Here is a 21,203-nt window from a genome sequence, read left to right on the forward strand (position 1 = left end):
GAGCATAAGGCCTTGGCGGCCGCCCGGCCCTGGCTTCGTGGGCAGGACGTCCCCTGGACGACGGGCGGCCTGCCCCTCAGGCGCCCGTCAGGTCCTTGAGCAGCGCCTCCAGCGTCTCGAAGTGCAGCGGCTTCACCAGGTGCGCGTCGAAGCCCGCGGCCTTGGAGCGCTGGCGGTCGGACTCCTGGCCGTACCCCGTCACCGCCACCAGCTTGAGGGGGCGGGGCCCCTCCTGCCGGCGCAGCCGCTGGGCCAGCTCGTAGCCGTCCATCACCGGCAGGCCGATGTCCAGGAGCGCGATTTCAGGGCGGAACGCCTTGGCCGCTTCCAGGCCGCTGGGGCCGTCGTAGGCCACGCGCGTCGTGCAGCCCAGGAACTCCAGCGACTCGGAGAGCACGTCCGCCGCGTCCCGGTTGTCGTCCACGATGAGCACGCGCGCGTTCACGGAAGAGGGCTCCTGGGCGATGAGCGCGCCGGGCTGCGGCGTGGGCAGCGCGGCGGGCGCCTCCGGCTCCAGCGCGGGCAGGCGCACGGTGAAGGTGCTGCCGCGGCCCCGGCCCGGGCTGTGCGCGCTGATGGCGCCTTCGTGCAGCGTCACCAGGCTGCGCGCGATGGCGAGCCCCAGCCCCAGTCCACCCTGGGAGCGGTCCAGGGCCTGATGCTCCTGCACGAAGAGGTCGAACACGCGCGGCATCATCTCCGGCGCGATGCCCACGCCGGTGTCTCGCACGGTGACGACGAGCTCCCGGCCCTCGCGCGTGCCCGTCACGGCCAGCAGGCCGCCCGGCTCCGTGTACTTGGCGGCGTTGGTGAGCAGGTTGGCGAACACCTGCGCCAGGCGCGTGGGGTCGCCGTTCAGGTCCATGCCCCGGTCGGGCAGGTCCACCTCCAGCGTGTGCTGGCGCTCGTCGATGAGCGAGCTGGTCTGCTCGATGGCCTTCGTCACCACGTCGGTGAGCGTGACGCGCTCGCGCTTGAGGGTGACCTTGCCCCGGGTGACGCGGCTGACGTCCAAGAGGTCGTCCACCATGCGCACCAGGTGCGTCACCTGCCGCTCGATGAGCGTCCGCTCGCGCTCCGCCGCCGTCTCTCCCCTCAGGCGCATCAACTGGAGCGCGGTGAGGATGGGGGCCAGGGGGTTGCGCAGCTCATGGCCCAGCATCGCGAGGAACTCGTCCTTGGCGCGGTTGGCGGACTCCGCCTCGCGGCGCGCGGTGGCCAGCTCCGTCACGTCGAAGACGACCACGATGATGGAGTCCACCTGGCCCTTCGCGTCGTTCATGGGCTGGTAGACGAAGTCGAAGAACACCTCGCGCGCGGACTGGTTGGGGCCGTCGTTGAAGACGACCCGCAGGGAGCGGCCGATGTGCGGCTCGCCCGTGGTGAAGACGCCGTCCAGCAGCTCGTAGATGCCCTGGTGCGCCAGCTCCGGCATGGCTTCGCGGATGGCCTTGCCCGTCACGTCGCGGTGCGCGATGAGCTTGAGGTAGTTCTCGTTGGCGAACTCGAAGACGTGCTCCGGCCCGCGCAGGATGGCGATGCCCACGGGCGCGTGCTGGAAGATGCGCGCCAGCCGCTCGCCGTGCGAGGCCTCCAGCTTGCGCAGGCGGGAGCGGGTGAGCTGCGCGGAGACGCGCGCGATCAGGTCCCGCGTGGAGAAGGGCTTCACCAGGTAGTCCGCCGCGCCCGCGGTGAGCCCCTCCTCCTGGGCCTCTTCACCCGCGCGGGCGGACAGCAGGATGACGGGCACCGTGCGGGTGCGCTCGTCGGCGCGCAGGGCCTGGATGAGCGCGAAGCCGTCCATCCCGGGCATCATCACGTCGGACAGGATGAGGTCCGGAGGCCGGGCGAGCGCGGCCTGGAGCGCGGCCTCGCCATCCGCCACCGCCTCCACCGTCCACTGGGCCCTCAGCAGCCGGCCCACGTACTCGCGCATGTCCGCGTTGTCGTCCGCGAGCAGCACGCGCCCGCGCTCCTCCATCCCCGGCGAGGCCGGGGGCGCCCCGGCGTCCTCTTCCGGTGGGGCCGGCACGTCCGTCAGCCAGCCCAGGGCGTCGCGCACGTAGGGGTCCGCGCCCGCGGGCAGCGCGCGCTGGTTCTTCGCGGCCGTCACGTGCTCCGGCGGCAGGTGCGCGAAGCCCGTGGGGAGGCGCACGGTGAAGGTGGTGCCGCGGTCCAGCTCGCTCTGGACGGTGAGGGTGCCGCCGTGCAGCCGCACCAGCTCGTGCACCAGCGCCAGGCCGATGCCGGAGCCTTCGTGGGAGCGCGCGCGGGCGCCGTGGACGCGGTGGAAGCGCTCGAAGAGGCGGGGCAGCTCGTGCGCGGGGATGCCGGTGCCGGTGTCGGTGACGCGCAGCTCGATGTGCCCGTCCTTCAGCGCCTGCGCCACGGTGATGGTGCCGGTGAAGGTGAACTTGAGCGCGTTGGAGACGAGGTTGAGGACGATCTTCTCCCACATCTCGTGGTCCACCCAGGCCGGCTCCGGCAGGGCAGGGCAGTCCACGTCGAGCGTCAGGCCCGCGCGCTCGATGGCGGAGCGGAAGGCGCTGGCGAGCCCGGCGGTGAGGGCGGCCAGGTCGGTGGGCTCGTAGGCGGCGCGCACGCGCCCGGCCTCGATGCGCGCGAAGTCCAGGAGCGTGTTGACCAGCTTGCGCAGGCGCACGGCGTTGCGGTGCACCGTCTCCAGCGAGTCGCCCTGGAGCGTTCGCGTGGGGCTGGCGAGCGCGTCCTCGGTGGGGCCCAGGAGCAGCGTGAGCGGCGTGCGCAGCTCGTGGCTGATGTTGCTGAAGAAGGCCGTCTTCGCGCGGTCCAGCGCGGCGAGCTCCTCCGCGCGCTGACGCTCCTCCTGATAGGCGCGCGCGTTGGCGACCGAGGCGGCGACCTGCTCGGCGGTGGCCTGGAAGAAGGCGTGGTAGCTCGCGTCGAGCAGCCGGCGGGGACTGACGCCGCCCACGAGGAAGCCGGACGGCCGCGACTGTCCGGGCCGCGTCAGGGCGCGCACCACCGCGAGCGACGGCGGCGTGTTCCAGCGGCCTCCGGGCAGGCCGTGGAGTCGCTGCCCCAGGTCCTTCACGACGACGTCCTCGCCGGTGCGGACGGCCTCGGCGAAGGGCCAGCCGGTGACGGGCTCCGCGAAGAGGGACTGCTGGGCGGGCAGCGCTTCCAGGACCGTGCCGGGCAGCCCGCTGCTGCCCGCGAGGCGCGCGGTGTCGCCGTTCGCGTCCAGCAGGTAGAGCAGGCAGAACGGCAGGTCCAGGTCGTTGTCCGCGAGCACGTCCAGGCTGGTGCGGCACGCCTGCTCCGGGGACTTCGCGTCGGCGGAGCGGGCCGCCAGGTCGCGCAGCATGCGCAGCTGCCGGTCGAGCTGCACCTCCGGCGTCGTCTCCCGCACGGTGACGAGCACGCCGCCCACGCCGCCCTGCTCGTCGGGGATGGGGCTGTATGAGAACGTGTGGAACGTCTCCTCGACGAACCCCCGGCTGTTGAGGAACAGCGCCAGGTTCTCGCTCCAGGTGGCGGGGCCGCCGTTGAGCACGCCCCGCGCCATGGGGCCGACGACGTCCCAGATCTCCGACCAGACCTTCTCACCGGGCGCGCCCAGGGAGCCGGGGTGCTTGAGGCCCAGCACCGGGCGGTACGCGTCGTTGTAGACCTGGATCATCTCCGGGCCCCACCACATGAGCATGGGGAACCGGTTGTGGAGGACGACGCCCACCATCGTCTTCAGGCTCACGGGCCAGTCGCGTGACGGGCCCAGCGGCGTGCGGGACCAGTCCAGCGCGCGGACCAGCTCTCCCATCTCGCCGCCGCCCGCGAAGTGGCGTTCCTCGGAAAGGGGGATGGCGGGGGACGAGGACTGGGGCATGCGGATCTCTGGAGGGCGGCGCGAAGTGGAGGAAGCCTCGGGCTTCTATTGGCCCGCACGCGGCTGTGCAATCAGTGAGGTTGATCGCAGCCGAGCAGCACCCGCCATCCAACAGAGGCTCCACTCCCAGGAGGCAGCCCGGCGGAGCAGGCGGGCGGAAGCCTCAGGGAGGCGAGGGTGTCACGACGGACGCCGGCTGCAAGGAGGTCCCCGCATCCGGCGGCGAGGTGACGGACACGACGGTGCCCGCATCCGGCTTCACGGCCGCGGACACGGCCGTGCCCGCGTCCTGGACCCGGGGAACGACAGCGGCCGCGGGCGCTCCGGCATCCGGAGCCACGGGCTTCGGCGCCACCGGCGGGGGGCTCGCCACCGCGACGACGCCCGCATCCAGCACGGCGGGCGCGGACGCGGCGGCGGGGGGCTTCACACCCCCGGGCGGCTCGTCTCGCGAGGGCAGCGCGCGGCGGATCTCCGCGCCCGCCGTGGCCACGATGCCAATGGACAGGAAGAGGAACCCGGCCGTCTGCGCCACCGTCTCCACGCGCGGAGGAATGCGCCGTCCGCTCACCGCCTCGATGGCGAGCAGCAGCACCCGGCCGCCGTCCAGTCCCGGCACCGGCACCAGCGTCAGCATCGCCAGCGCCACGGAGGCCGCCACCAACGCGCGCACCAGCGCATCCGCCCCGGACGCAGTGGACGACGCGACGTCGGATGACTCCTGGCGCATCAGCGCGCCGGGTCCGGCCTTGCCCGCGACCTGGGGCCCGCGCACCATCGCCACCACCGTGGACAGCGCCTCGGACGCCACGCGCCCGGTATGCACCAGCGACTGGGTGAACGCCTCGCCCGGGGCGTGCGTGCGGAACACGTACTGCTGGCTCACGCCGATGCGCCCCGCGCCGCGCTCGTCCGCCCGGGGCCGCACCGTCACCTTGCGCGGCTCGCCGTGGCGCTCCACCGAGAGCTCCAACTGGTTGCCCACGCCGTCCGCCACCCGGGTGACGAAGTCCGACCAGCTCTCCAGCGGCTTGCCGTCCACGCCCACCAGCTTGTCCCCGGGCAACAGCTGCGCCCGCGCCGCCTCCGAGCCCGGCAGCACCGTGCCCACCGTCAGCGGCACCACCACGTGCGTCCCGGACGAATACAGCGCGAACAGGAGCCCCATCGCGGCCGCGTAGTTCGCCAGCGGCCCCGCGAGGATGATGGCCATCCGCTTGAAGGGCCCCAGCGTGCCGAACCCGGACGTGTCCTCCTCCGCGGAGCGGTGCGGGTTCATCCCCTGCAGGTTCGCGGACGCGCCCAGCGGCACCGCGCCCAGCACGAACTGCGTCCCGCCCAGCCGGAACGACAGGAGCGGCGGCCCGAAGCCCACGGTGAAGCGCGGCACCCGCACACCCAACAGGCGCGCGGCCACCAGGTGCCCCAGCTCATGGACGATGAGCAGCGCTCCGAGCGCCAGGAGGACGAAGAGGTAGTGCATCCGTGGCGGCCCGTCCCTACAGCTTGCGGCGCTTCCCGGTGCGCTTGTACGTCAGGTAATCGGACAGGATGGTGCCGTGGTCGAAGCACAGGTCCTGGGGCAGCGCGTCCATGGCGAACGTCTTCGCCTCCGCCGCGTCGTCCGCGCCCACCGGCTCGCCCGTCGCCTTCGCGATGAACACCGTCGAAATCGTGTGCAGGCGCGGGTCGCGCTTCGGATCCGAATAGCTGAAGAACTGCTCCTCCAGCGTCACGTCCAGCCCCGTCTCCTCCTTGGCCTCGCGGATGGCGGCCTTGTCCAGGGGCTCGCCCTCGTCCACGAAGCCGCCCGGCAGCGCCCAGCCCACCGGCGGGTTCGCGCGGCGGATGAGCACGATGCGTTCGCCGGACAATTCGATGATGCAGTCCACGGTGGGTTTGGGGTTGCGGTATTCAGGCATGGCGTCGCACTCTACCCAAAGCCCCCAGGCGAGCGCCCGTTCCGGATGCCTCCCGTGGGCGATGGTGCGTGCCGTGTCTACCCTGCGACGCCTCAGCCTCACCGCCCTCGTGGCCTCCACCCTGGCCGGCTGCCTGCCCTACAGCCAGAACGAGGGCGTATACGAGCTCATCCCCACGGAGACGCTGCGCGACGACTGCGACCTCCTGGAGAAGTTCCAGGGCAACCTCCAGCTGAACCTCCAGATCGCCGGGCGCGTGGTGCGCGCGGACTTCGGCGTGCAGAACATGCAGCTGTTGGGCTACGTCCTGGAGGACGGCGAGGCGTTCACCGCCGACGGCAGCGTGGCCAACGTCAGCACCACCGTCGACGGGACGAATGAGTGCCTGCTCGACCAGGTCCGCGTGCACCTGGACGCGACCACCGAGTGCGCCACGCAGTTCAGCGGGCAACTGCGGCTGGCCTACGACGCCAACAACAACACCGGCTGCACCTGCGAGCTGTGGATCCGCTTCGACGGCGTTCAGGGGAACACCCGCTGCGAAGGGAACCCTTGAGATAGCCCGGAGGGCTTCCTACAACAGGAGGGCTGTTCCCACGCCGCATCCGGAGGAACGCCCATGGCAGACCCTCACGCAATCGTCTCGGTCCTGACCGAGTCCCGCGTCTTCCCCCCGCCCGAGGACTTCTCCCGGCGGGCCCACATCCGCGGCATGCAGGACTATCAGCGGCTGTGGGACGAAGCCGCGAAGGATCCGGACAGGTACTGGGGCGACCGCGCTCGCGAGGAGCTGTACTGGAAGGAGCCCTTCCAGACGGTGCTGGACTGGAAGCCGCCCCACGCGCGCTGGTTCGTCGAGGGGAAGACCAACCTCGCCTACAACTGCCTGGACCGGCACCTGCCGAAGCTGAAGGACAAGCCCGCCATCCTCTTCGAGGGCGAGCCGGGCGACCGCCGTGCCATCACCTACGGCGAGCTGTCCCAGCAGGTGAACCGGCTGGCCAACGGCCTCAAGTCGCTGGGCGTGAAGAAGGGCGACCGCGTGGGCATCTACCTGCCCATGGTGCCGGAGGCCGCCGTCGCGATGCTGGCGTGCGCGCGGCTGGGCGCGGTGCACTCGGTGGTGTTCGGCGGCTTCTCCGCCGAAGCGCTCCAGGACCGCATGAAGGACGCGGGCGCCAAGGTGCTGCTCACCGCGGACGGCGGCTGGCGCAAGGGCGCGGTGGTGCCGCTGATGAAGAACGTGGAGGCCGCGCTCCCCAACGCCCCGAGCATCGAGAAGGTCGTCGTCCTCACCCGCACCGGTGACGGCACGCTGCCCGAAGGTCCGAAGTTCCTGGCGTGGGACGCGCTGGTGAAGGGCCAGCCAGACGTCTGCGAGCCGGAGTGGGTAGAGAGCGAACACCCGCTGTTCATCCTCTACACGTCCGGCTCCACCGGGAAGCCCAAGGGCGTGCTGCACACCACGGCGGGCTACTCGGTGATGGCGTCACTCACCACGCGCTGGGTGTTCGACCTGCGCGACGACGACGTCTACTGGTGCACCGCGGACGTGGGCTGGGTGACGGGCCACTCGTACGTCGTCTACGGCCCGCTGATGAACGGCGTCACCACCATCATCTACGAAGGCGCGCCCACGCAGCCGGGGCCTGACCGCTTCTGGGACATCATCGAGCGCTACAAGGCCACCATCCTCTACACCGCGCCCACCGCCATCCGCGCCTTCATGCGCCTGGGCGACGAGCCGGTGAAGAAGCACGACCTGTCCTCGCTGCGCCTGTTGGGCAGCGTGGGCGAGCCCATCAACCCCGAGGCGTGGATGTGGTACCGCGAGGTCATCGGCGGGGGGCGGTGCCCCGTCGTGGACACGTGGTGGCAGACGGAGACGGGCAGCATCATGATCTCCCCGCTGCCCGGCGCCACGCCCACCAAGCCCGGCTCCGCGACGTTCCCGCTGCCCGGCATCCACGCCGAAATCCTGGACCGCGACGGCCAGCGCGTGCCCAAGGGGCAGGGCGGGCTGCTCTTCGTGACGAAGCCCTGGCCGTCCATGCTGCGCACCGTGTACGGGGACCCGGAGCGGTACGTGAACACGTACTTCAGCGAGCTGCCCGGCATGTACTTCACCGGCGACGGCGCGCGCACGGACGCGGACGGCTACGTGTGGCTGATGGGGCGCGTGGACGACGTGGTGAACGTGGCGGGCCACCGCCTGGGCACCGCGGAGGTGGAGAGCGCGCTCGTGGCGCACCCGAAGGTGTCCGAGGCCGCCGTGGTGGGCCGCCCGGATGACCTGAAGGGCACGGCGCTCGTGGCCTTCGTGACGCTCAAGCAGGGCAACGCTCCCTCGGACGCGCTCAAGAAGGAGCTGGCCGTGCACGTGGGCAAGGAGATTGGCGCCATCGCGCGACCGGATGAGATCCGCTTCGCGGAAGGGCTGCCCAAGACGCGCTCCGGGAAGATCATGCGCCGGCTCCTGCGCGACGTGGCCGCGGGCAAGCAGTCCTCGCAGGACACCACCACGCTGGAAGACCTCAACGTGCTGGCGGCGCTGCGCCAGAACGACGAGTAGCCGTCAGCGACTCCGCGCGGCCGTCCCCTAAGCGTCCTTCGGGTCCTTCTGGGGGCGGCCGTACTTGTCCTTCACCTGCTCGCGGTCCGCCTTGCTCCACCAGATGCGGGAGCTCCACAGGGCGGGCCCCAGCACGACCGTGAGGACGAAGAACACCACCAGACCCACCACGATCTCCGTCACGCCGTCCTCCAAGGGGAGCCCGGAGGTTCTGGATGGACCCCGGGCGGGAAGACGCAACCCTAGCGTCCCCGGGCGGCCGGTGCCATCCAACGTCGGGGCCGGGAAGTAGCGCGGCGCTCGGCGGCCATCGGCTTCTCGCATGGGGTTCCGCGGCAGGGCTGCCGGGGCCCGGGTGCTTGAGTGCAGGGCAACCTGTCCGGGCGGGCAGCGGGCGCCGGTCCTGCTAGATTGCGCCGCCATGAACCGATTCCCCTCGACCCTCCTCACCGCGCTGCCGCTGACGGCGGTGCTCGTCGCCCCTGTCGTCGCGGACGCCTGCACCAGCATGCTGGTGACGAAGGGCGCCACGACGGACGGCTCCACGTTCATCACCTACGCGGCGGACGCGCACGAGCTGTACGGTGAGCTGTACTACACGCCCGCCCGGCGCCACGCGGCCGGTTCCATGCGCGACGTCGTGGAGTGGGACACCGGCAAGTTCCTGGGCCGCATCCAGCAGCCGGCCGCCACCTATTCGGTGGTGGGCAACATGAACGAGCACCAGCTGTCCATCAGCGAGTCCACCTTCACGGGCCGCAAGGAGCTGGAGGGGCCCGCGGGCATCATCGACTACGGCTCGCTCATCTACATCGCGCTGGAGCGCGCGAAGACGGCGCGTGAGGCCATCCAGGTGATGACGGACCTGGTCGCCGAGTACGGCTACGCGTCCACCGGTGAGACGTTCTCCATCGCCGACCCCAAGGAGGCGTGGCTCCTGGAGATGATTGGCAAGGGCGAGGGGCAGAAGGGCGCGGTGTGGGTGGCTCGCAGGCTGCCGGACGGCTACATCTCCGCGCACGCCAACCAGTCGCGCATCCGCCAGTTCCCCCTCAACGACAGCGCCACCACGCTGTACGCGCCGGACGTCATCTCCTTCGCGCGCGCGAAGGGCTGGTACAAGGGCGCGGACAAGGACTTCAGCTTCGCGGACACGTACCACCCGCTGGACTTCGGCGGGCAGCGCTTCAGCGAGTCGCGCGTGTGGAGCATCTTCCGCCGCGCGGCCCCGTCCCTGAAGCTGGGCGTGGAGTACGCGGACGGCGCGGACACCACGAAGCGGCTGCCCCTGTGGGTGAAGCCGGACAAGAAGGTGTCCGTGCAGGACGCCATGGCGCTCATGCGCGACCACTTCGAGGGCACCCCGCTGGACATGTCCAAGGACGTGGGCGCGGGGCCCTACGCGGTGCCCTACCGCTGGCGCCCCATGACGTGGGACGTGGACGGCAAGAGCTACGTGCACGAGCGCGCCATCTCCACGCAGCAGACGGGCTTCTCCTTCGTCGCGCAGATGCGCTCCACGCTGCCGGACGCCATTGGCGGGGTGCTCTGGTTCGGCGTGGATGACACCTTCACCACCGTCTACACGCCCATGTACGCGGGCATCCGGCAGGTGCCGAAGAACTTCGCGCAGGGCGTGGCCAGCCGCGGCGAGTTCTCCTGGGACTCGTCCTTCTGGGTCTTCAACTGGGTGTCGAACCAGGCCTACGGGCGCTGGAGCGACATGATCGTGGACGTGCAGAAGGCCCAGGGCGACCTGGAGGGCCAGTTCCTGGCGGACCAGGCCAACATCGAGAGCATCGCGCAGGTGCTCTACAAGCGGACGCCGGAGCAGGCCCGCCAGTACCTCACCGAGTACTCCCTGCAGCAGGGCGACAAGGTGCACTCGCGCTGGCGCAAGCTGGGGGAGCAGCTGCTCGTGAAGTACATCGACGGCAACGTGCGCGACAACACCGGCAAGGTGGGCCACCCGCGCTACCCGGACGCGTGGTACCGCCGCATCGCCGCGGACAACGGCAAGATGCTGGAGTCGCACGAGAAGCCGGAGCCGAAGCCCGCCGCCCCCGCCGCGGCCCCCTCGGCGCCGGTCCAGCCTGCCGCGCCCGCGCAGCCCACGGCCCCGAAGCCGACGGTCGCCCCGGCGCCCTGAGCGCGGGATTCAGGGATTCCGCTGTCCGAAGGCAGGCCCCGCGCGAAGGGCCTGCACGTTCTCGCGTGTGTCGGTGGATGGCTTGTGGCAGTGAGGGCGCGGGCGAAAAGGCGCGCCCGTGCCCGGAGGACGGTTCCTTGAGTGACGCCCCCACCGTGACGGCCCTCCCGTTCCGGGATGACGAGCTGGCGGACTTCCTCGTGCGGACCAGCCGCACGTTCGCGCTCGCCATCCCGCTGCTCGACGAGCCGCTGCGCCGCGAGGTGGGCCTGGGCTACCTGCTCTTGCGCGTCGCCGACACGCTGGAGGACGCCGCCCCCTGGACGCGCGACGAGCGGCGGGAGGCGCTGGCCGCCTTCGAGTCCCTGCTCCAGGAGAAGCCGGGCGTGGACGCCGGGGCGCTGTCGCGCGGGTGGCTGGCGCGCCGTCCCAGCGAGAACGCGGGCTACCTGGACCTGCTCGCGCGCACGCCCACGCTGCTGGCGAGCCTGGACGCGCTGCGCCCGGAGGCCGGCGCCATCCTGCGCCACTTCGTGCTGAAGACGGTGCAGGGCATGGGGCAGGTGCTGGCCGGCGCGTCCGAAGGCGGGCTGCTGCAGCTCGGGTCGCTCCAGTCCCTGCGTGACTATTGCTACATCGTGGCGGGACTGGTGGGCGAGCTGCTCACGGAGCTGTTCGTCCTGGATCCGCGCCTCGCGCCGTACGCGCCGAACCTGCGCTCGCTGGCGCCGCTGTTCGGCGAGGGGCTCCAGCTGGTCAACATCCTCAAGGACGCGCGCCAGGACCGGAGGGAGGGCCGCGTGTGGCTGCCGGCGGGCGTGCAGCTCGCGGACGTGGAGAAGCTCGCGGGCCAGGACCTGATCGCCGCGGCGCGCTACGTGCGCTCGCTGTTCCTGGCGGGGGCACCCCGGGACATGCTCGCCTTCACCACGCTGCCGCTGCTGCTGGCCCAGGCCACCCTGGACCTGCTGGTGCGTGACGGCGCGGGCGCCAAGGTGTCGCGCGCGGTCGTCACGGCCCAGATGGACACCCTCCACGCCGCGCTCGAACGGGGCACGCTCCCGGAGGCCGTGGAGGCGCTCGCCGGGCCCGCGCCGGGCGGCCCCTGAAAAGCGTTGAGCGCGAAGCAACTCCAGGGCGTCAGCGCCGGATAATTCCGGTGCAGGTGTTCCCCCTCTGGAGTCGTGTCTCCCATGAACTGCGCCCGCTCCGCACCGGCGGTCATCGTCTACTTCCCCGCGCGTTCGGACACTTCACCCCTGCGGGTGCAGCGCCGGGCGGCGCAGGTGGAGCGCAAGGGTGGGGGGCTGCCGTTCGCCGCCACGCGTCAACGCGGCCTGTGGACGTTCCAGACGCCCGCGGGGCCGGAGCGGTGGCTGCCCGGCCGGGTGCGGGGCAAGGACCGGATGCAGGCGTTCCTGGTGGACGTGCTGGGCTTCGGCGCGGTCATCCAGGCGTATGACGTGACGGCGGACACGCGCAGCGACTCGCTCCCCGGGCACCCGGACTTCGCGAAGAACTTCGACCTGTTCCTGCACCACTACGCGGGCGCGCTGCTCAAGCACGCGGCGCCGGAGGTGGCCTTCGCCCGCGCGCTGGGCCAGGTGGTGATGCTCAACAACCAGCAGTGGGCCGGGCTGGGCTTCACGCTGACGGACGCCGGCCAGCGGCTGGTGGACGCGTGGCTGGAAGAGCAGGGCGTGGTGCTCAGCCCTCCCGCCTGAGCCCGGCCGGGCTCGGAAGCCCGCCTGCTTCCAGAGGGAGCCTCGGGAGACCCTGGGCGGACGGCGGGAGTCCGGATATGGGTAGGGCGATGACTGCCCTGGCCTACCCCATGCCGCTGTGTGTCGCGCCGATGATGGACTGGACGGACCGGCACTGCCGGTACTTCTTCCGGCTCATCTCCCGCCACACGCTGCTCTACACGGAGATGGTGACCACGGGCGCGGTGCTGCACGGCAAGCGCGACCGCCTGCTGGGCTTCACGCCCGCCGAGCACCCCGTTGCCCTCCAACTGGGCGGCTCGGAGCCCGCGGACCTGGCCGCCTCCGCGCGCATCGGCGAGGAGTGGGGCTACGACGAGATCAACCTCAACGTGGGCTGCCCCAGCGACCGCGTGCAGTCCGGCCGCTTCGGCGCGTGCCTCATGGCGGAGCCGGACCTCGTCGCGCGCGGTGTCGCCGCCATGCGTGAAGCCGTGCGCATCCCCGTGACGGTGAAGTCGCGCATCGCCATCGACGACATGGAGGAGTGGCCCACGCTGGAGGACTTCGTGCGGCGCGTCTCCGCGGCGGGCTGCACGCGCTTCATCGTGCACGCGCGCAAGGCGTGGCTGCAGGGCCTGTCCCCCAAGGAGAACCGGGACGTGCCGCCCCTGCGCTACGAATTGGTGCACCGGCTCAAGGCCGAGTACCCGCACCTGGACATCACCCTCAACGGCGGCATCAAGACGCTGGACGCGGCGGCGGAGCACCTGGGCCGCGTGGACGGCGTGATGGTGGGCCGCGCGCCCTATGAGTCCCCGTACCTCCTGGCGGACGCGGACCGGCGCTTCTTCGGAAGCACGCAGGCGCCCCTCACGCGGCACGAGGTGGTGGACGCGATGCTGCCCTACATCGAAGCGCAGATGAGCCAGGGAGCGCCTCTGGGCGCCATCACCCGGCACATGCTGGGCCTCTTCCAGGGGCTGCCCGGCGCGCGCGCCTGGCGCCGGCACTTGAGCGAGAACGCCCACAAGGACGGCGCGAGCCCGGAGTTGGTGCGCGCCGCCGCCGCGAAGGTGCCGCGCGACACGGGCCTCCAGGCCGTGGCCTGACTCAGCGCTTGGGCACGGTGGTGCAGCACCCGGAGCGCGCGCAGCGCACCCAGCCGTTGTTCTGGCAGAGCTGATCATTCGTGCACGCGGGGCCCTGGCCCGGCTGTCCGCAGGTGGAGGACGGGCCGCCTCCGCCCCCGCCGCTGTCGAAGGGCACCGCGGCCTGGATGTTCACCATGGGGCAGCGGGGCTGGGACCCATTGCCCACGCAGCTGTTGGTGTCGCCGCCGCTGACGCTCTTCGGGCACGTCATGCGCCCGGCGGGGCGCCGCTGCGCGTCCACCGCCAGGCAGACGTCCACCTCCAACAGGTTGCATTTCGGGTCGCACGCGAAGGCGACGCTGTCGTTCTGTCCGAAGGCGGCGCGCAGGTTGTCCAGCGCCACGCTCCCGCCGATGTTGTCCGTGATGGCGGCCGGCGTCCCCTCGGTGCCCGGCAATGACAGCAGCGCGTCGATGGTGCTCTGGAAGTAGGTCCGGGCGTCCATCCCCGTGCAGCTGCCGTGCTTGGGCCACTCGTGGTTCGCGAGGAAGAAGTTGTCCGTGATGAAGCCCGGCCCGTAGGTGCCCATGGCGGGGGGAATCGTGGCGGGGTCGGGGAAGCACTTCGACGGGGCATCGCTGCCCTGGCATTCGCACTGCCCGCCGCAGTACGCCGGATAGGTGCAGTGGAGCTGCTGGGCCTCCTCGTCGTTGAACTGGGGCCACAGCCCGTGGAGGGTGAGGTGCGTGGCGCCGAAGTGGTCTTCCAGGTGCTCGCACTCCTCCTTGTCCGGATGCGTGCGGCAGAAGGTGGGGGCCCACGTCAGCGCGAGCAGGTACGAGCCGAAGGTCGGCGTGGCGCACGCGCCCCCTTCCTGCGCGCTGGCGTCCGACTTGAAGCAATTGCAGGCGGTGGCCTGGGGCCGGCCGAACTCGAACTCGATGGCATCCGGCTTCGCCAGGTGGAGCGGCCGGGCCGTGGCCGTGGGCGGCGTGGGAGGAGGCGCCGGAGGCGGCTCGTGATGCGAGCGGCATCCCTGCGCGATGACCAGGCATGCCCACAGGGCAAGGCGCGACATTGGGCGCATGGCTTGATTCCCCCGGGACCGGTTCGAGGCACGAAGGTACGGAGGTGGGGACAGGCGCCAAACCCCGTGCTCCGGTGCACCGCCCGAGTCCGGGCTCGAACCCTTTCCTCCGGCGCGCGGCGCCCCCAGCTTTCCCGTGGGACCCATTCACCGCGAGGGATTGCACCATGGCACGCGCCATCATCAAGAAGGCCGGCGAGGCGGACGAGCGCCGGCCCTTCGTGTCGCACGGAGAGGCCAGCGTCCTGAACCTGGGAGCGCTCAGCATTGGCCGGGGCCACTTCGAGCCCGGCTGGCAATGGTCGAAGCACGTGAAGCCCATCGCGGGCACGGAGACCTGCGAGGTGGTCCACACCCTCGGCGTCCTGTCCGGGCGGATGCACGTCCAGATGAAGGACGGCCAGGAGCTGGAGCTGGAACCGGGCGACGTCGCCTTCATTCCGTCAGGCCATGACGCCTGGGTCGTGGGCAACGAGCCCTGCCGCGTCGTCGACTTCACCGGCGCGGAGGACTACGCCGTGGCCAGGGCCCGCAGGGAGGAACCGGAGCGCGAGCCGTCCGTGCTCCAGTAGCCCGCCGCCCCTCAGTCGATGCCCAGCCGCTCCAGCAGCGCTTCCACCCCGCTGGAGACGCGGAGCTGATCCAACCAGTCATCCACGGCGGTGAGCCCCGTGAGCGCCGCGAACCGGCGCAGCACGTCCGAGGCCTGGACGGCGGTGCGCAGGCCCAACAGCTCGAACAGGTGCGGGCGCCCGCGCTGATACAGCGCCGCGTCCAGGCGCTTCCACGGCTCCAACCACGCCGGCTCCTCCAGGGGCCAGATGGGCGCGCGGCGGGCCTGGGACTGCGTCCGCTCGAGGATGGCATTGACCGCGCGGCGGCCTGCCTCACACGCCCCCTCCATGGAGGCCAGGTCCGTGTGCGTGCGGACGTAGTCCCCCGCGAGGCAGAGATTGGGAATGGCGCTCGCGGCCTCCGGGCGCACGTCCCAGGAGCCGGGCGGATGGACGAGCAGGCCGGACGTGTTGCGCGGCGGCAGCCCGCCGCCGTAGTCCAGGTCCGCGTCCAGGTGGAAGGAGTGCAGCAGCTCGTCGGTCAGCACCTGCTCGTCCGGGTCCAGCCCGTTGAGCGCCGCCTTGAGCTGTCCCCAGACCTCCGTCTTTATCTCCTCCGGCGTGCAGTCCTTCGCGCGCTTCGGGACGAACGTGCCGGGCGTGTTCCAATCCGAGACATCGATGGACAACAGCCCGCCCACCTGCCCATCCCCGAAGACGCGCCGGAACAACCCCAGCTCGCGCCAGAACTGCGGCTGCGAGATGGACGTCAGCGCCCACGGCGAGTCCGGATAGAAGGTGTGGCCGCGGACCAGCGGCACGTCCTCGTAGAGGAAGAACTGGATGCCCACCATCCAGGACACCAGCGCTTCCACGTCCGCCGCGCGCAGCCGGGCCAGCGCGGGATCCAACGCGGCCAGCTCCGGGGTGATGAGCCCATGCGCCGCCTCCAGCGGCACCGCGAGCACGTAGTGGTCGGCCGCGCGCGACTCGCCGTTGGCGAAGCGGACGCTGGCGATGCGCCCGCCCGCCACGTCGAGCCCGGTGCAGCGGACGCCCGCGTGGAACTGCACGCCCAGTCCGCGCAGGTGGGCAACCCAGGGGTCGAGCCACATCTGGCTGGTGGGGCCGCCCATCGTCCGGTCGTTGTTCACCCCGCTCTGCGCGAAGTCGAGGATGAGCTGCATGGAGATGGCGCCAATCGTCCGCGCGGACCCGCGCCTGGGGTCCATGGCCACCATCGTGCGCGGCACCGCCCGCAACTGCCGCTGGAACTTCGGCGAGTACAGGTCCCCCTGCGTGAAGTCCCACCAGGACATCCGCTCGTACTGTCCGAACCGGCGGGCCTCGCTGGATGAGAGGAATTGCAGGACCTTCAGGCCGTGGAGGCTGATGTCGGCCTCGTCGAAGTCCAGCTTCTGGAAGAACAGCTCCAGCGCCTCCAGCACGTCATAGGGCTTGTCCAGCTTGCGGCGGGAGAAGCGGTACCACGTGTCCTCGTCGATGAGCGCGATGGCGCTCTCCGTGGTCGCCTTCAGGTGCTGCTCCACCGTGGGAGTGGCCGCGCCCGGAGCGGCGGGCGTGCGCTGCATCATGTCGATGACGTGGCGGTAGAAACGCGGGTAGAAGCGGAAGCCGTGCTCGCCCGGCAGGTCGCGCCGGCCCTGCGTCCCGGTGCCCGCCACCGGCTGCGAGCGCGCCTTGCCGCCCCAGGCCGTCCGCGTGTCGTGGACGTGGACCTCGAAGCCGCGCTCCACCAACTCATGCGCGGCCGTCAGTCCCGCGACGCCTCCTCCCACCACGATGACACTGGGCATGCCGCTCCTCCGCATGGGCTTCGGGTACGCACGGGAGCGTCGCGCATGCCCCAATGAGTCCGCATCGCCCCGGAGCACGAGTGCGATGTCTTGTACGAACGGATGAGACGCACTGTGTTGGATGTGGATGGGATTGAAACATGTAACTCAAGACAGGTGAGATTCGGCTCGGGGAGCCGTGGCCGGCACACGACCTGGGGAGTCCTGTCCCTCGGGAGCGCGCCGCTTCCCTGCTGATACAAACCCTGCGTGAAATCACCGCCGAGGTTGTTCATGTTTGATTGATTTGCTACTGTTGACTTCTCGAAACATTCCTCGTCGTGAAGGACGGCCCACCTTCATGGCAATGCGTTGCATCCCGAGGAAGGGGGGCGTCCGTCCGTGTTCTTGAGAATCCCGCCACCCATCCCTCTACGTGTGCCGGTCTCCCTTCGCCCCCGGGGCGCAAGGTGACGACGGGTCCGGGGGACATCCCGTCAGAAACCGCCGCGGAATGGCAGAAGGTGCTGGCCGTCTTCGCGGATGAAGCGGAGGGGCTGGTCTCCTCCATGGAAGAGAACCTCATCGCGCTGGAGGTCTCTCCCGCGGATGGGTTGCTCCCGGGCATCCTGCGCGGAGCCCACACGCTCAAGGGCGCGGCGGCGTCGCTCGGCTTCCAGGCCGTGACGGACTACACGCACGGCGTCGAGGACCTCCTCCAGGCCCTGCTCGACGGACGCCTCGCGCTGGATGAGACGCGGGTGTCGCTGCTGCTCGGCGCGGTGGATCACCTCCGCGAGCTGTGCCAGGCGTCGCTCGCGGGCGTGGACTCGCTGGGCGCGGTGCACCAGGCCCATCTCTCCCGGCTGCGCGAGGGCATCGTCGCGGGGGCTCCCACGGAGGCGCTGCCCATCCCCGCCGCGCTGCCGCGCATGCCGGAGGCGCGGAGCACGGCGCGGACCCGCGTGCGCATGGACATGGAGCGCCTGGACCGCATCGTCACGCTCACCGCGGAGCTGTCCGTGGCGCGCGGGCGGATGGCGCAGTTCCTGGCGCGCGCGGAGGACTCCGGCGCCAGTTGGGAGGACGCGCTCACCCAGCAGCGGGAGATGGATCCGCTCTTCGAGGCGCTCCAGGAAGAGGTGATGAAGGTGCGGATGGTCCCGGTGGGGCCGCTGTTCCGTCAGCACCTGCGCACCGTGCGCGACCTGGCCCGCTCCCAGCAGAAGCTGGCCCAACTGGAGCTGGAGGGCGAGGACGCCACGCTGGACACCGCGGTGCTGGACGCCTTGCGCGACCCGCTGCTCCACCTCCTGCGCAACGCGCTGGACCACGGCATCGAGACGCCGGACGAGCGGCGCGCCGCGGGCAAGGACCCCCGGGGCCGCCTGCGGCTCAAGGCCTACCATGACGCCGGTAGCGTCGTGGTGGAGCTGTCCGACGACGGCCGGGGCATCCAGCGCGAACGGGTGCGCGAGCGCGCGAAGCAGAGGGGGCTGGTGGCGGCGCCCGAGCGGCTGCGCGACGACGAGCTGTTGCGCCTCATCTTCGAGCCCGGCTTCTCCACGGCGACGGAGGTGACGGAGCTGTCCGGCCGCGGCGTGGGCATGGACGTGGTGCGCCGGGACATCGAGGCCCTGCGCGGCTCCGTGTCCATCCAGAGCCAGGACGGGCAGGGCACCACGCTGACGCTGCGGCTGCCCCTCACGCTCGCCGTCATCCAGGGCTTCGCCATGGGCGTGGGGGACCAGGTGTACGTGGTCCCCATCGAAGGCGTGCAGGAGTGCATGGAGGTCCCCGCCCAGGAGCGCACGGCGGAGGCGTCCGGCGTGCTGTCGCTGCGGGGCCAGCCGCTGCCGTACCTGCGGCTGCGCCAGGTCTTCTCCCTGGGCGGCGGCACGCCGGCCCGGGAGAACGTGGTCGTCCTCAAGCACCCGGACGGCGTCATCGGGCTGGCGGTGGATGAGCTCCAGGGCGAGGGCCAGCGGGTCATCCGGCCCCTGGGGCGCCTCTTCCAGGGCATCCCCGGCATCTCCGGCTCCACCATCCTGGGCGACGGCCGGGTGGGGCTCCTGCTGGACACGCCCGCGCTGGTGCGCAGGGCCATCCTCCACGCCTCCGAGTCCGCGCCCGGTCTTCCTTCCCCCCTGGAAACCCCTTCTCCCGCGAACGCCCCCCGGGCGCCGTAGCGGTCCGTCCCTGCTTCCGGAGTCATCATGTTCAACAACCTGAGCATCACGGCGAAGCTGACGCTCGCCTTCAGCGCGATGGTCGCCATCATCCTCGCGCTGGTCGTGGTGGTGTACACGACCATCGTCAAGGTCTCCGTCACCGCCGAGGGCGACACCGAAAGCCACAAGGTGCTGATCGCCGTGCGCACCCTGGAGGGTGACATGGCCGACCTGGAGACGGGGCAGCGCGGCTTCCTCATCACCGGCGACGACAAGTTCCTGGAGCCCTACAACATGGCCCGGTTGAGCGTGTCGCAGAGCCTGGACACCATCCGCCAGCTCACCCAGAGCGACCACCGCCAGCAGGAGCGCCAGCAGGAGATCCGCGACCTCTTGCAGCAGTGGATCTCCCAGCACCTGGAGCCGCTCATCGCCCAGCGCCGCGAGGTCAGCGCGGGCCGTGGCGACATGGCGCAGCTCATCGCGGTGGAGCAGTCCGCGCGCGGCAAGCAGACCGCGGACCGCATCCGGATGCAGCTCACCAAGCTGGGGGAGGATGAGACGGCCCTGCTCCAGGAGCGCACCACTCGCACCGCGGGCATGGTGGTGGACCTGTACGACATGATCATCATGGGGGGCGCCCTGGGCGTGGTGCTCGCCGCCCTGCTGTCCTACTTCCTCACCCGCAGCATCGTGCATCCCTTGACGGAGGCCGTGCGGGTGACGGCGCAGGTGACGGCGGGCGACCTCACCGCGAACATCGTCGCCCGGGGCACGGACGAGACGGGCCGGATGATGGGCAGCATGCGGGAGATGATCCAGCGGCTGTCGGGTGTCATCAGCGAGGTGCGCGGCGCCGCGGGCTCGCTGTCGTCCGCGTCCCTCCAGGTGGCGTCCGCCGCGCAGGGCCTGTCGCAGGGCACCAGCTCCCAGGCGGCCTCCGTGGAGGAGACCACCGCCAGCCTGGAGCAGCTCAACGTGAGCATCCGCCAGAACTCGGAGAACAGCCGGGAGATGGAGCAGACGGCCGTGAAGGGCGCCCGGGACGCGGAGGAGAGCGGCCGCGCGGTGAAGGAGACCGTGGAGGCGATGAACGCCATCGCGGAGCGCATCTCCATCGTGGAGGAGATCGCCTACCAGACGAACCTGCTCGCGCTGAACGCCGCCGTGGAGGCCGCGCGCGCGGGTGAGCACGGCCGGGGCTTCTCCGTCGTGGCCACGGAGGTGCGCAAGCTGGCGGAGCGCAGCCAGAAGGCCGCGAAGGAGATTGGCGGCCTGGCCACCTCCAGCGTGAAGGTCGCCGAGCGCAGCGGGCAGCTCTTGACGGAGCTGGTGCCCGCCATCCGCCGCACGTCGGAGCTGGTGCAGCAGGTGGCCAACGCCTCGCGCGAGCAGTCCATCGGCGTGTCTCAGATGAACCGCGCCATGACGCAGGTGGATCAAGTCACCCAGCGCAACGCTTCCGCCGCGGAGGAGCTGTCCTCCACCGCGGAGGAGATGGCCACCCAGGCCGAGTCGCTCCTGCAGATGATGACCTTCTTCCGGCTGATGGAGGGCTTCAGCTACAACGCCCCCGCCATGCCGCGCCCGCAGGCCCCCCGGCCGCAGATGTCGCCCGTCCGGGGCCTCCAGGCGGCCGCGCAGGGGCCGCTCGCCACGTCCACGAATGGGGCGCTGTCCCGGCTCCAGAACGGCGCGGAAGCGCCGGCTCCCCATGACTTCCAGCGGTTCTAGGGAGGCGCGCGCACCATGAGTGAGTCCACCGAACCGGGCGCCGGCCGGTCCAGCTACCTGAGCTTCATGCTCGCGGGCGAGGAGTACGCCGTGGGCCTCCTGCGCGTGCGGGAGATCATCGAACACCGCCCCGTCACGCGCGTGCCGGGGATGCCCGCGGCCGTGCAGGGCGTCATCAACCTGCGCGGCAGCGTGGTGCCCGTCGTGGACCTGGCGGTGAAGTTCGGGCTGCCGCCCCGGCCCATCACCCGCTGGTCCTGCTTCGTCATCGTGGAGGTGGTGCTTGACGGCCAGCCGACGGTGCTGGGCCTGCTGACGGACACCGTGCGCGAGGTGCTGGAGCTGAGCCCCGCGGACATCGAACCGCCCCCGGCCTTCGGCACGCGCGTGCGGCTGGAGTTCCTGCGCGGGATGGGCCGCCACAACGACGCGTTCATCCTGCTGCTGGACCTGGACCGGCTCCTGTCGCTGGAGGAACTGCTCAAGCTGACGGCCGCCGCCGACGAGGCCTCGGCTGCACCGGCTCCGGCGCCGGAAGCACAGGGCAACGGGTGAG

16 protein-coding genes are annotated in these 21,203 nt (G+C 71.2%); 10 read left to right on the plus strand and 6 right to left on the minus strand.

Annotated elements, in window-relative coordinates:
• Window positions 1–76: 76 nt before the first annotated feature.
• From JYJ93_RS15645 to JYJ93_RS15655, 3 genes are all read right to left on the minus strand, one after another.
• Window positions 77–3,865, minus strand: coding sequence for an ATP-binding protein (locus JYJ93_RS15645; protein ID WP_206792110.1), 3,789 nt, complete (start codon window positions 3,863–3,865; stop codon window positions 77–79).
• Between the two features lie 163 nt (window positions 3,866–4,028).
• Window positions 4,029–5,348: a M50 family metallopeptidase gene (locus JYJ93_RS15650; protein ID WP_206792112.1), complete on the minus strand. Its 1,320-nt coding sequence runs from the start codon at window positions 5,346–5,348 to the stop codon at window positions 4,029–4,031.
• A 16-nt stretch (window positions 5,349–5,364) separates the two neighbouring features.
• Complete coding sequence (locus JYJ93_RS15655) at window positions 5,365–5,787, minus strand: NUDIX hydrolase (RefSeq protein ID WP_206792114.1); 423 nt, start codon at window positions 5,785–5,787, stop codon at window positions 5,365–5,367.
• A gap of 73 nt (window positions 5,788–5,860) precedes the next feature.
• Here JYJ93_RS15655 and JYJ93_RS15660 point away from each other — a divergent pair, with 73 nt between their 5' ends.
• Both JYJ93_RS15660 and acs read left to right on the plus strand, forming a co-directional pair.
• The gene (locus JYJ93_RS15660) at window positions 5,861–6,343 is read left to right on the plus strand and encodes a hypothetical protein (protein ID WP_269012575.1); all 483 of its coding nucleotides are present in this window, start codon (window positions 5,861–5,863) and stop codon (window positions 6,341–6,343) included.
• A 63-nt stretch (window positions 6,344–6,406) separates the two neighbouring features.
• A complete protein-coding gene (acs, locus tag JYJ93_RS15665; RefSeq protein ID WP_206792124.1) occupies window positions 6,407–8,359 on the plus strand; it encodes an acetate--CoA ligase in 1,953 nt (650 codons plus the stop codon).
• Window positions 8,360–8,386: 27 nt separating this feature from the next.
• Here acs and JYJ93_RS15670 read toward each other — a convergent pair whose 3' ends face one another.
• Window positions 8,387–8,542 carry a hypothetical protein gene (locus JYJ93_RS15670; protein ID WP_158616174.1) on the minus strand — a complete coding sequence of 52 codons (156 nt, stop codon included), beginning with the start codon at window positions 8,540–8,542 and terminating at the stop codon, window positions 8,387–8,389.
• 238 nt (window positions 8,543–8,780) lie between these two features.
• Here JYJ93_RS15670 and JYJ93_RS15675 point away from each other — a divergent pair, with 238 nt between their 5' ends.
• The 4 genes from JYJ93_RS15675 to dusA all read left to right on the plus strand — a co-directional run bounded on the left by JYJ93_RS15675 (window position 8,781) and on the right by dusA (window position 13,323).
• Window positions 8,781–10,508, plus strand: coding sequence for a C69 family dipeptidase (locus JYJ93_RS15675; RefSeq protein ID WP_206792131.1), 1,728 nt, complete (start codon window positions 8,781–8,783; stop codon window positions 10,506–10,508).
• A 137-nt stretch (window positions 10,509–10,645) separates the two neighbouring features.
• Entirely contained in the window at window positions 10,646–11,617 is a 972-nt protein-coding gene (locus JYJ93_RS15680; RefSeq protein WP_206792134.1) for a squalene/phytoene synthase family protein, read from the plus strand.
• Between the two features lie 84 nt (window positions 11,618–11,701).
• Window positions 11,702–12,232, plus strand: coding sequence for a hypothetical protein (locus tag JYJ93_RS15685; RefSeq protein WP_206792136.1), 531 nt, complete (start codon window positions 11,702–11,704; stop codon window positions 12,230–12,232).
• 89 nt (window positions 12,233–12,321) lie between these two features.
• Entirely contained in the window at window positions 12,322–13,323 is a 1,002-nt protein-coding gene (gene dusA, locus JYJ93_RS15690; RefSeq protein ID WP_242543819.1) for a tRNA dihydrouridine(20/20a) synthase DusA, read from the plus strand.
• A gap of 1 nt (window position 13,324) precedes the next feature.
• Here the strand turns inward: dusA and JYJ93_RS15695 are convergent, their stop codons facing one another.
• Entirely contained in the window at window positions 13,325–14,392 is a 1,068-nt protein-coding gene (locus JYJ93_RS15695; protein ID WP_206792146.1) for a hypothetical protein, read from the minus strand.
• Window positions 14,393–14,559: 167 nt separating this feature from the next.
• Here JYJ93_RS15695 and JYJ93_RS15700 point away from each other — a divergent pair, with 167 nt between their 5' ends.
• Window positions 14,560–14,964: a cupin domain-containing protein gene (locus tag JYJ93_RS15700; protein ID WP_206792148.1), complete on the plus strand. Its 405-nt coding sequence runs from the start codon at window positions 14,560–14,562 to the stop codon at window positions 14,962–14,964.
• Between the two features lie 11 nt (window positions 14,965–14,975).
• On the opposite strand, the gene JYJ93_RS15705 is transcribed toward JYJ93_RS15700, so the two are convergent.
• Complete coding sequence (locus tag JYJ93_RS15705; RefSeq protein WP_206792157.1) at window positions 14,976–16,763, minus strand: FAD-dependent oxidoreductase; 1,788 nt, start codon at window positions 16,761–16,763, stop codon at window positions 14,976–14,978.
• Window positions 16,764–17,212: 449 nt separating this feature from the next.
• Between JYJ93_RS15705 and JYJ93_RS15710 the strand changes: the two genes are divergently transcribed.
• From JYJ93_RS15710 to JYJ93_RS15720, 3 genes are read left to right on the plus strand one after another with little or no spacing between them, the layout of a single operon-like run.
• A complete protein-coding gene (locus tag JYJ93_RS15710) occupies window positions 17,213–18,931 on the plus strand; it encodes a chemotaxis protein CheA (RefSeq protein WP_206792159.1) in 1,719 nt (572 codons plus the stop codon).
• Between the two features lie 27 nt (window positions 18,932–18,958).
• Window positions 18,959–20,647, plus strand: a complete 1,689-nt coding sequence (locus JYJ93_RS15715) for a methyl-accepting chemotaxis protein (RefSeq protein ID WP_206792160.1) — start codon at window positions 18,959–18,961, stop codon at window positions 20,645–20,647.
• Between the two features lie 15 nt (window positions 20,648–20,662).
• Window positions 20,663–21,202 carry a chemotaxis protein CheW gene (locus tag JYJ93_RS15720; protein ID WP_206792161.1) on the plus strand — a complete coding sequence of 180 codons (540 nt, stop codon included), beginning with the start codon at window positions 20,663–20,665 and terminating at the stop codon, window positions 21,200–21,202.
• The last annotated feature ends 1 nt before the right edge of the window (window position 21,203 follow it).

The organism is Corallococcus sp. NCSPR001, from assembly GCF_017309135.1.
Lineage (GTDB): Bacteria > Myxococcota > Myxococcia > Myxococcales > Myxococcaceae > Corallococcus.

Coding starts and splice junctions, on each gene's coding strand:
- JYJ93_RS15645 (WP_206792110.1), bottom strand. CDS start 3,865: ATGCCCCAGTCCTCGTCCCCCGCCATCCCCCTTTCCGAGGAACGCCAC.
- JYJ93_RS15650 (WP_206792112.1), bottom strand. CDS start 5,348: ATGCACTACCTCTTCGTCCTCCTGGCGCTCGGAGCGCTGCTCATCGTC.
- JYJ93_RS15655 (WP_206792114.1), bottom strand. CDS start 5,787: ATGCCTGAATACCGCAACCCCAAACCCACCGTGGACTGCATCATCGAA.
- acs (WP_206792124.1), top strand. CDS start 6,407: ATGGCAGACCCTCACGCAATCGTCTCGGTCCTGACCGAGTCCCGCGTC.
- JYJ93_RS15675 (WP_206792131.1), top strand. CDS start 8,781: ATGAACCGATTCCCCTCGACCCTCCTCACCGCGCTGCCGCTGACGGCG.
- JYJ93_RS15685 (WP_206792136.1), top strand. CDS start 11,702: ATGAACTGCGCCCGCTCCGCACCGGCGGTCATCGTCTACTTCCCCGCG.
- dusA (WP_242543819.1), top strand. CDS start 12,322: ATGACTGCCCTGGCCTACCCCATGCCGCTGTGTGTCGCGCCGATGATG.
- JYJ93_RS15695 (WP_206792146.1), bottom strand. CDS start 14,392: ATGCGCCCAATGTCGCGCCTTGCCCTGTGGGCATGCCTGGTCATCGCG.
- JYJ93_RS15700 (WP_206792148.1), top strand. CDS start 14,560: ATGGCACGCGCCATCATCAAGAAGGCCGGCGAGGCGGACGAGCGCCGG.
- JYJ93_RS15705 (WP_206792157.1), bottom strand. CDS start 16,763: ATGCCCAGTGTCATCGTGGTGGGAGGAGGCGTCGCGGGACTGACGGCC.
- JYJ93_RS15715 (WP_206792160.1), top strand. CDS start 18,959: ATGTTCAACAACCTGAGCATCACGGCGAAGCTGACGCTCGCCTTCAGC.
- JYJ93_RS15720 (WP_206792161.1), top strand. CDS start 20,663: ATGAGTGAGTCCACCGAACCGGGCGCCGGCCGGTCCAGCTACCTGAGC.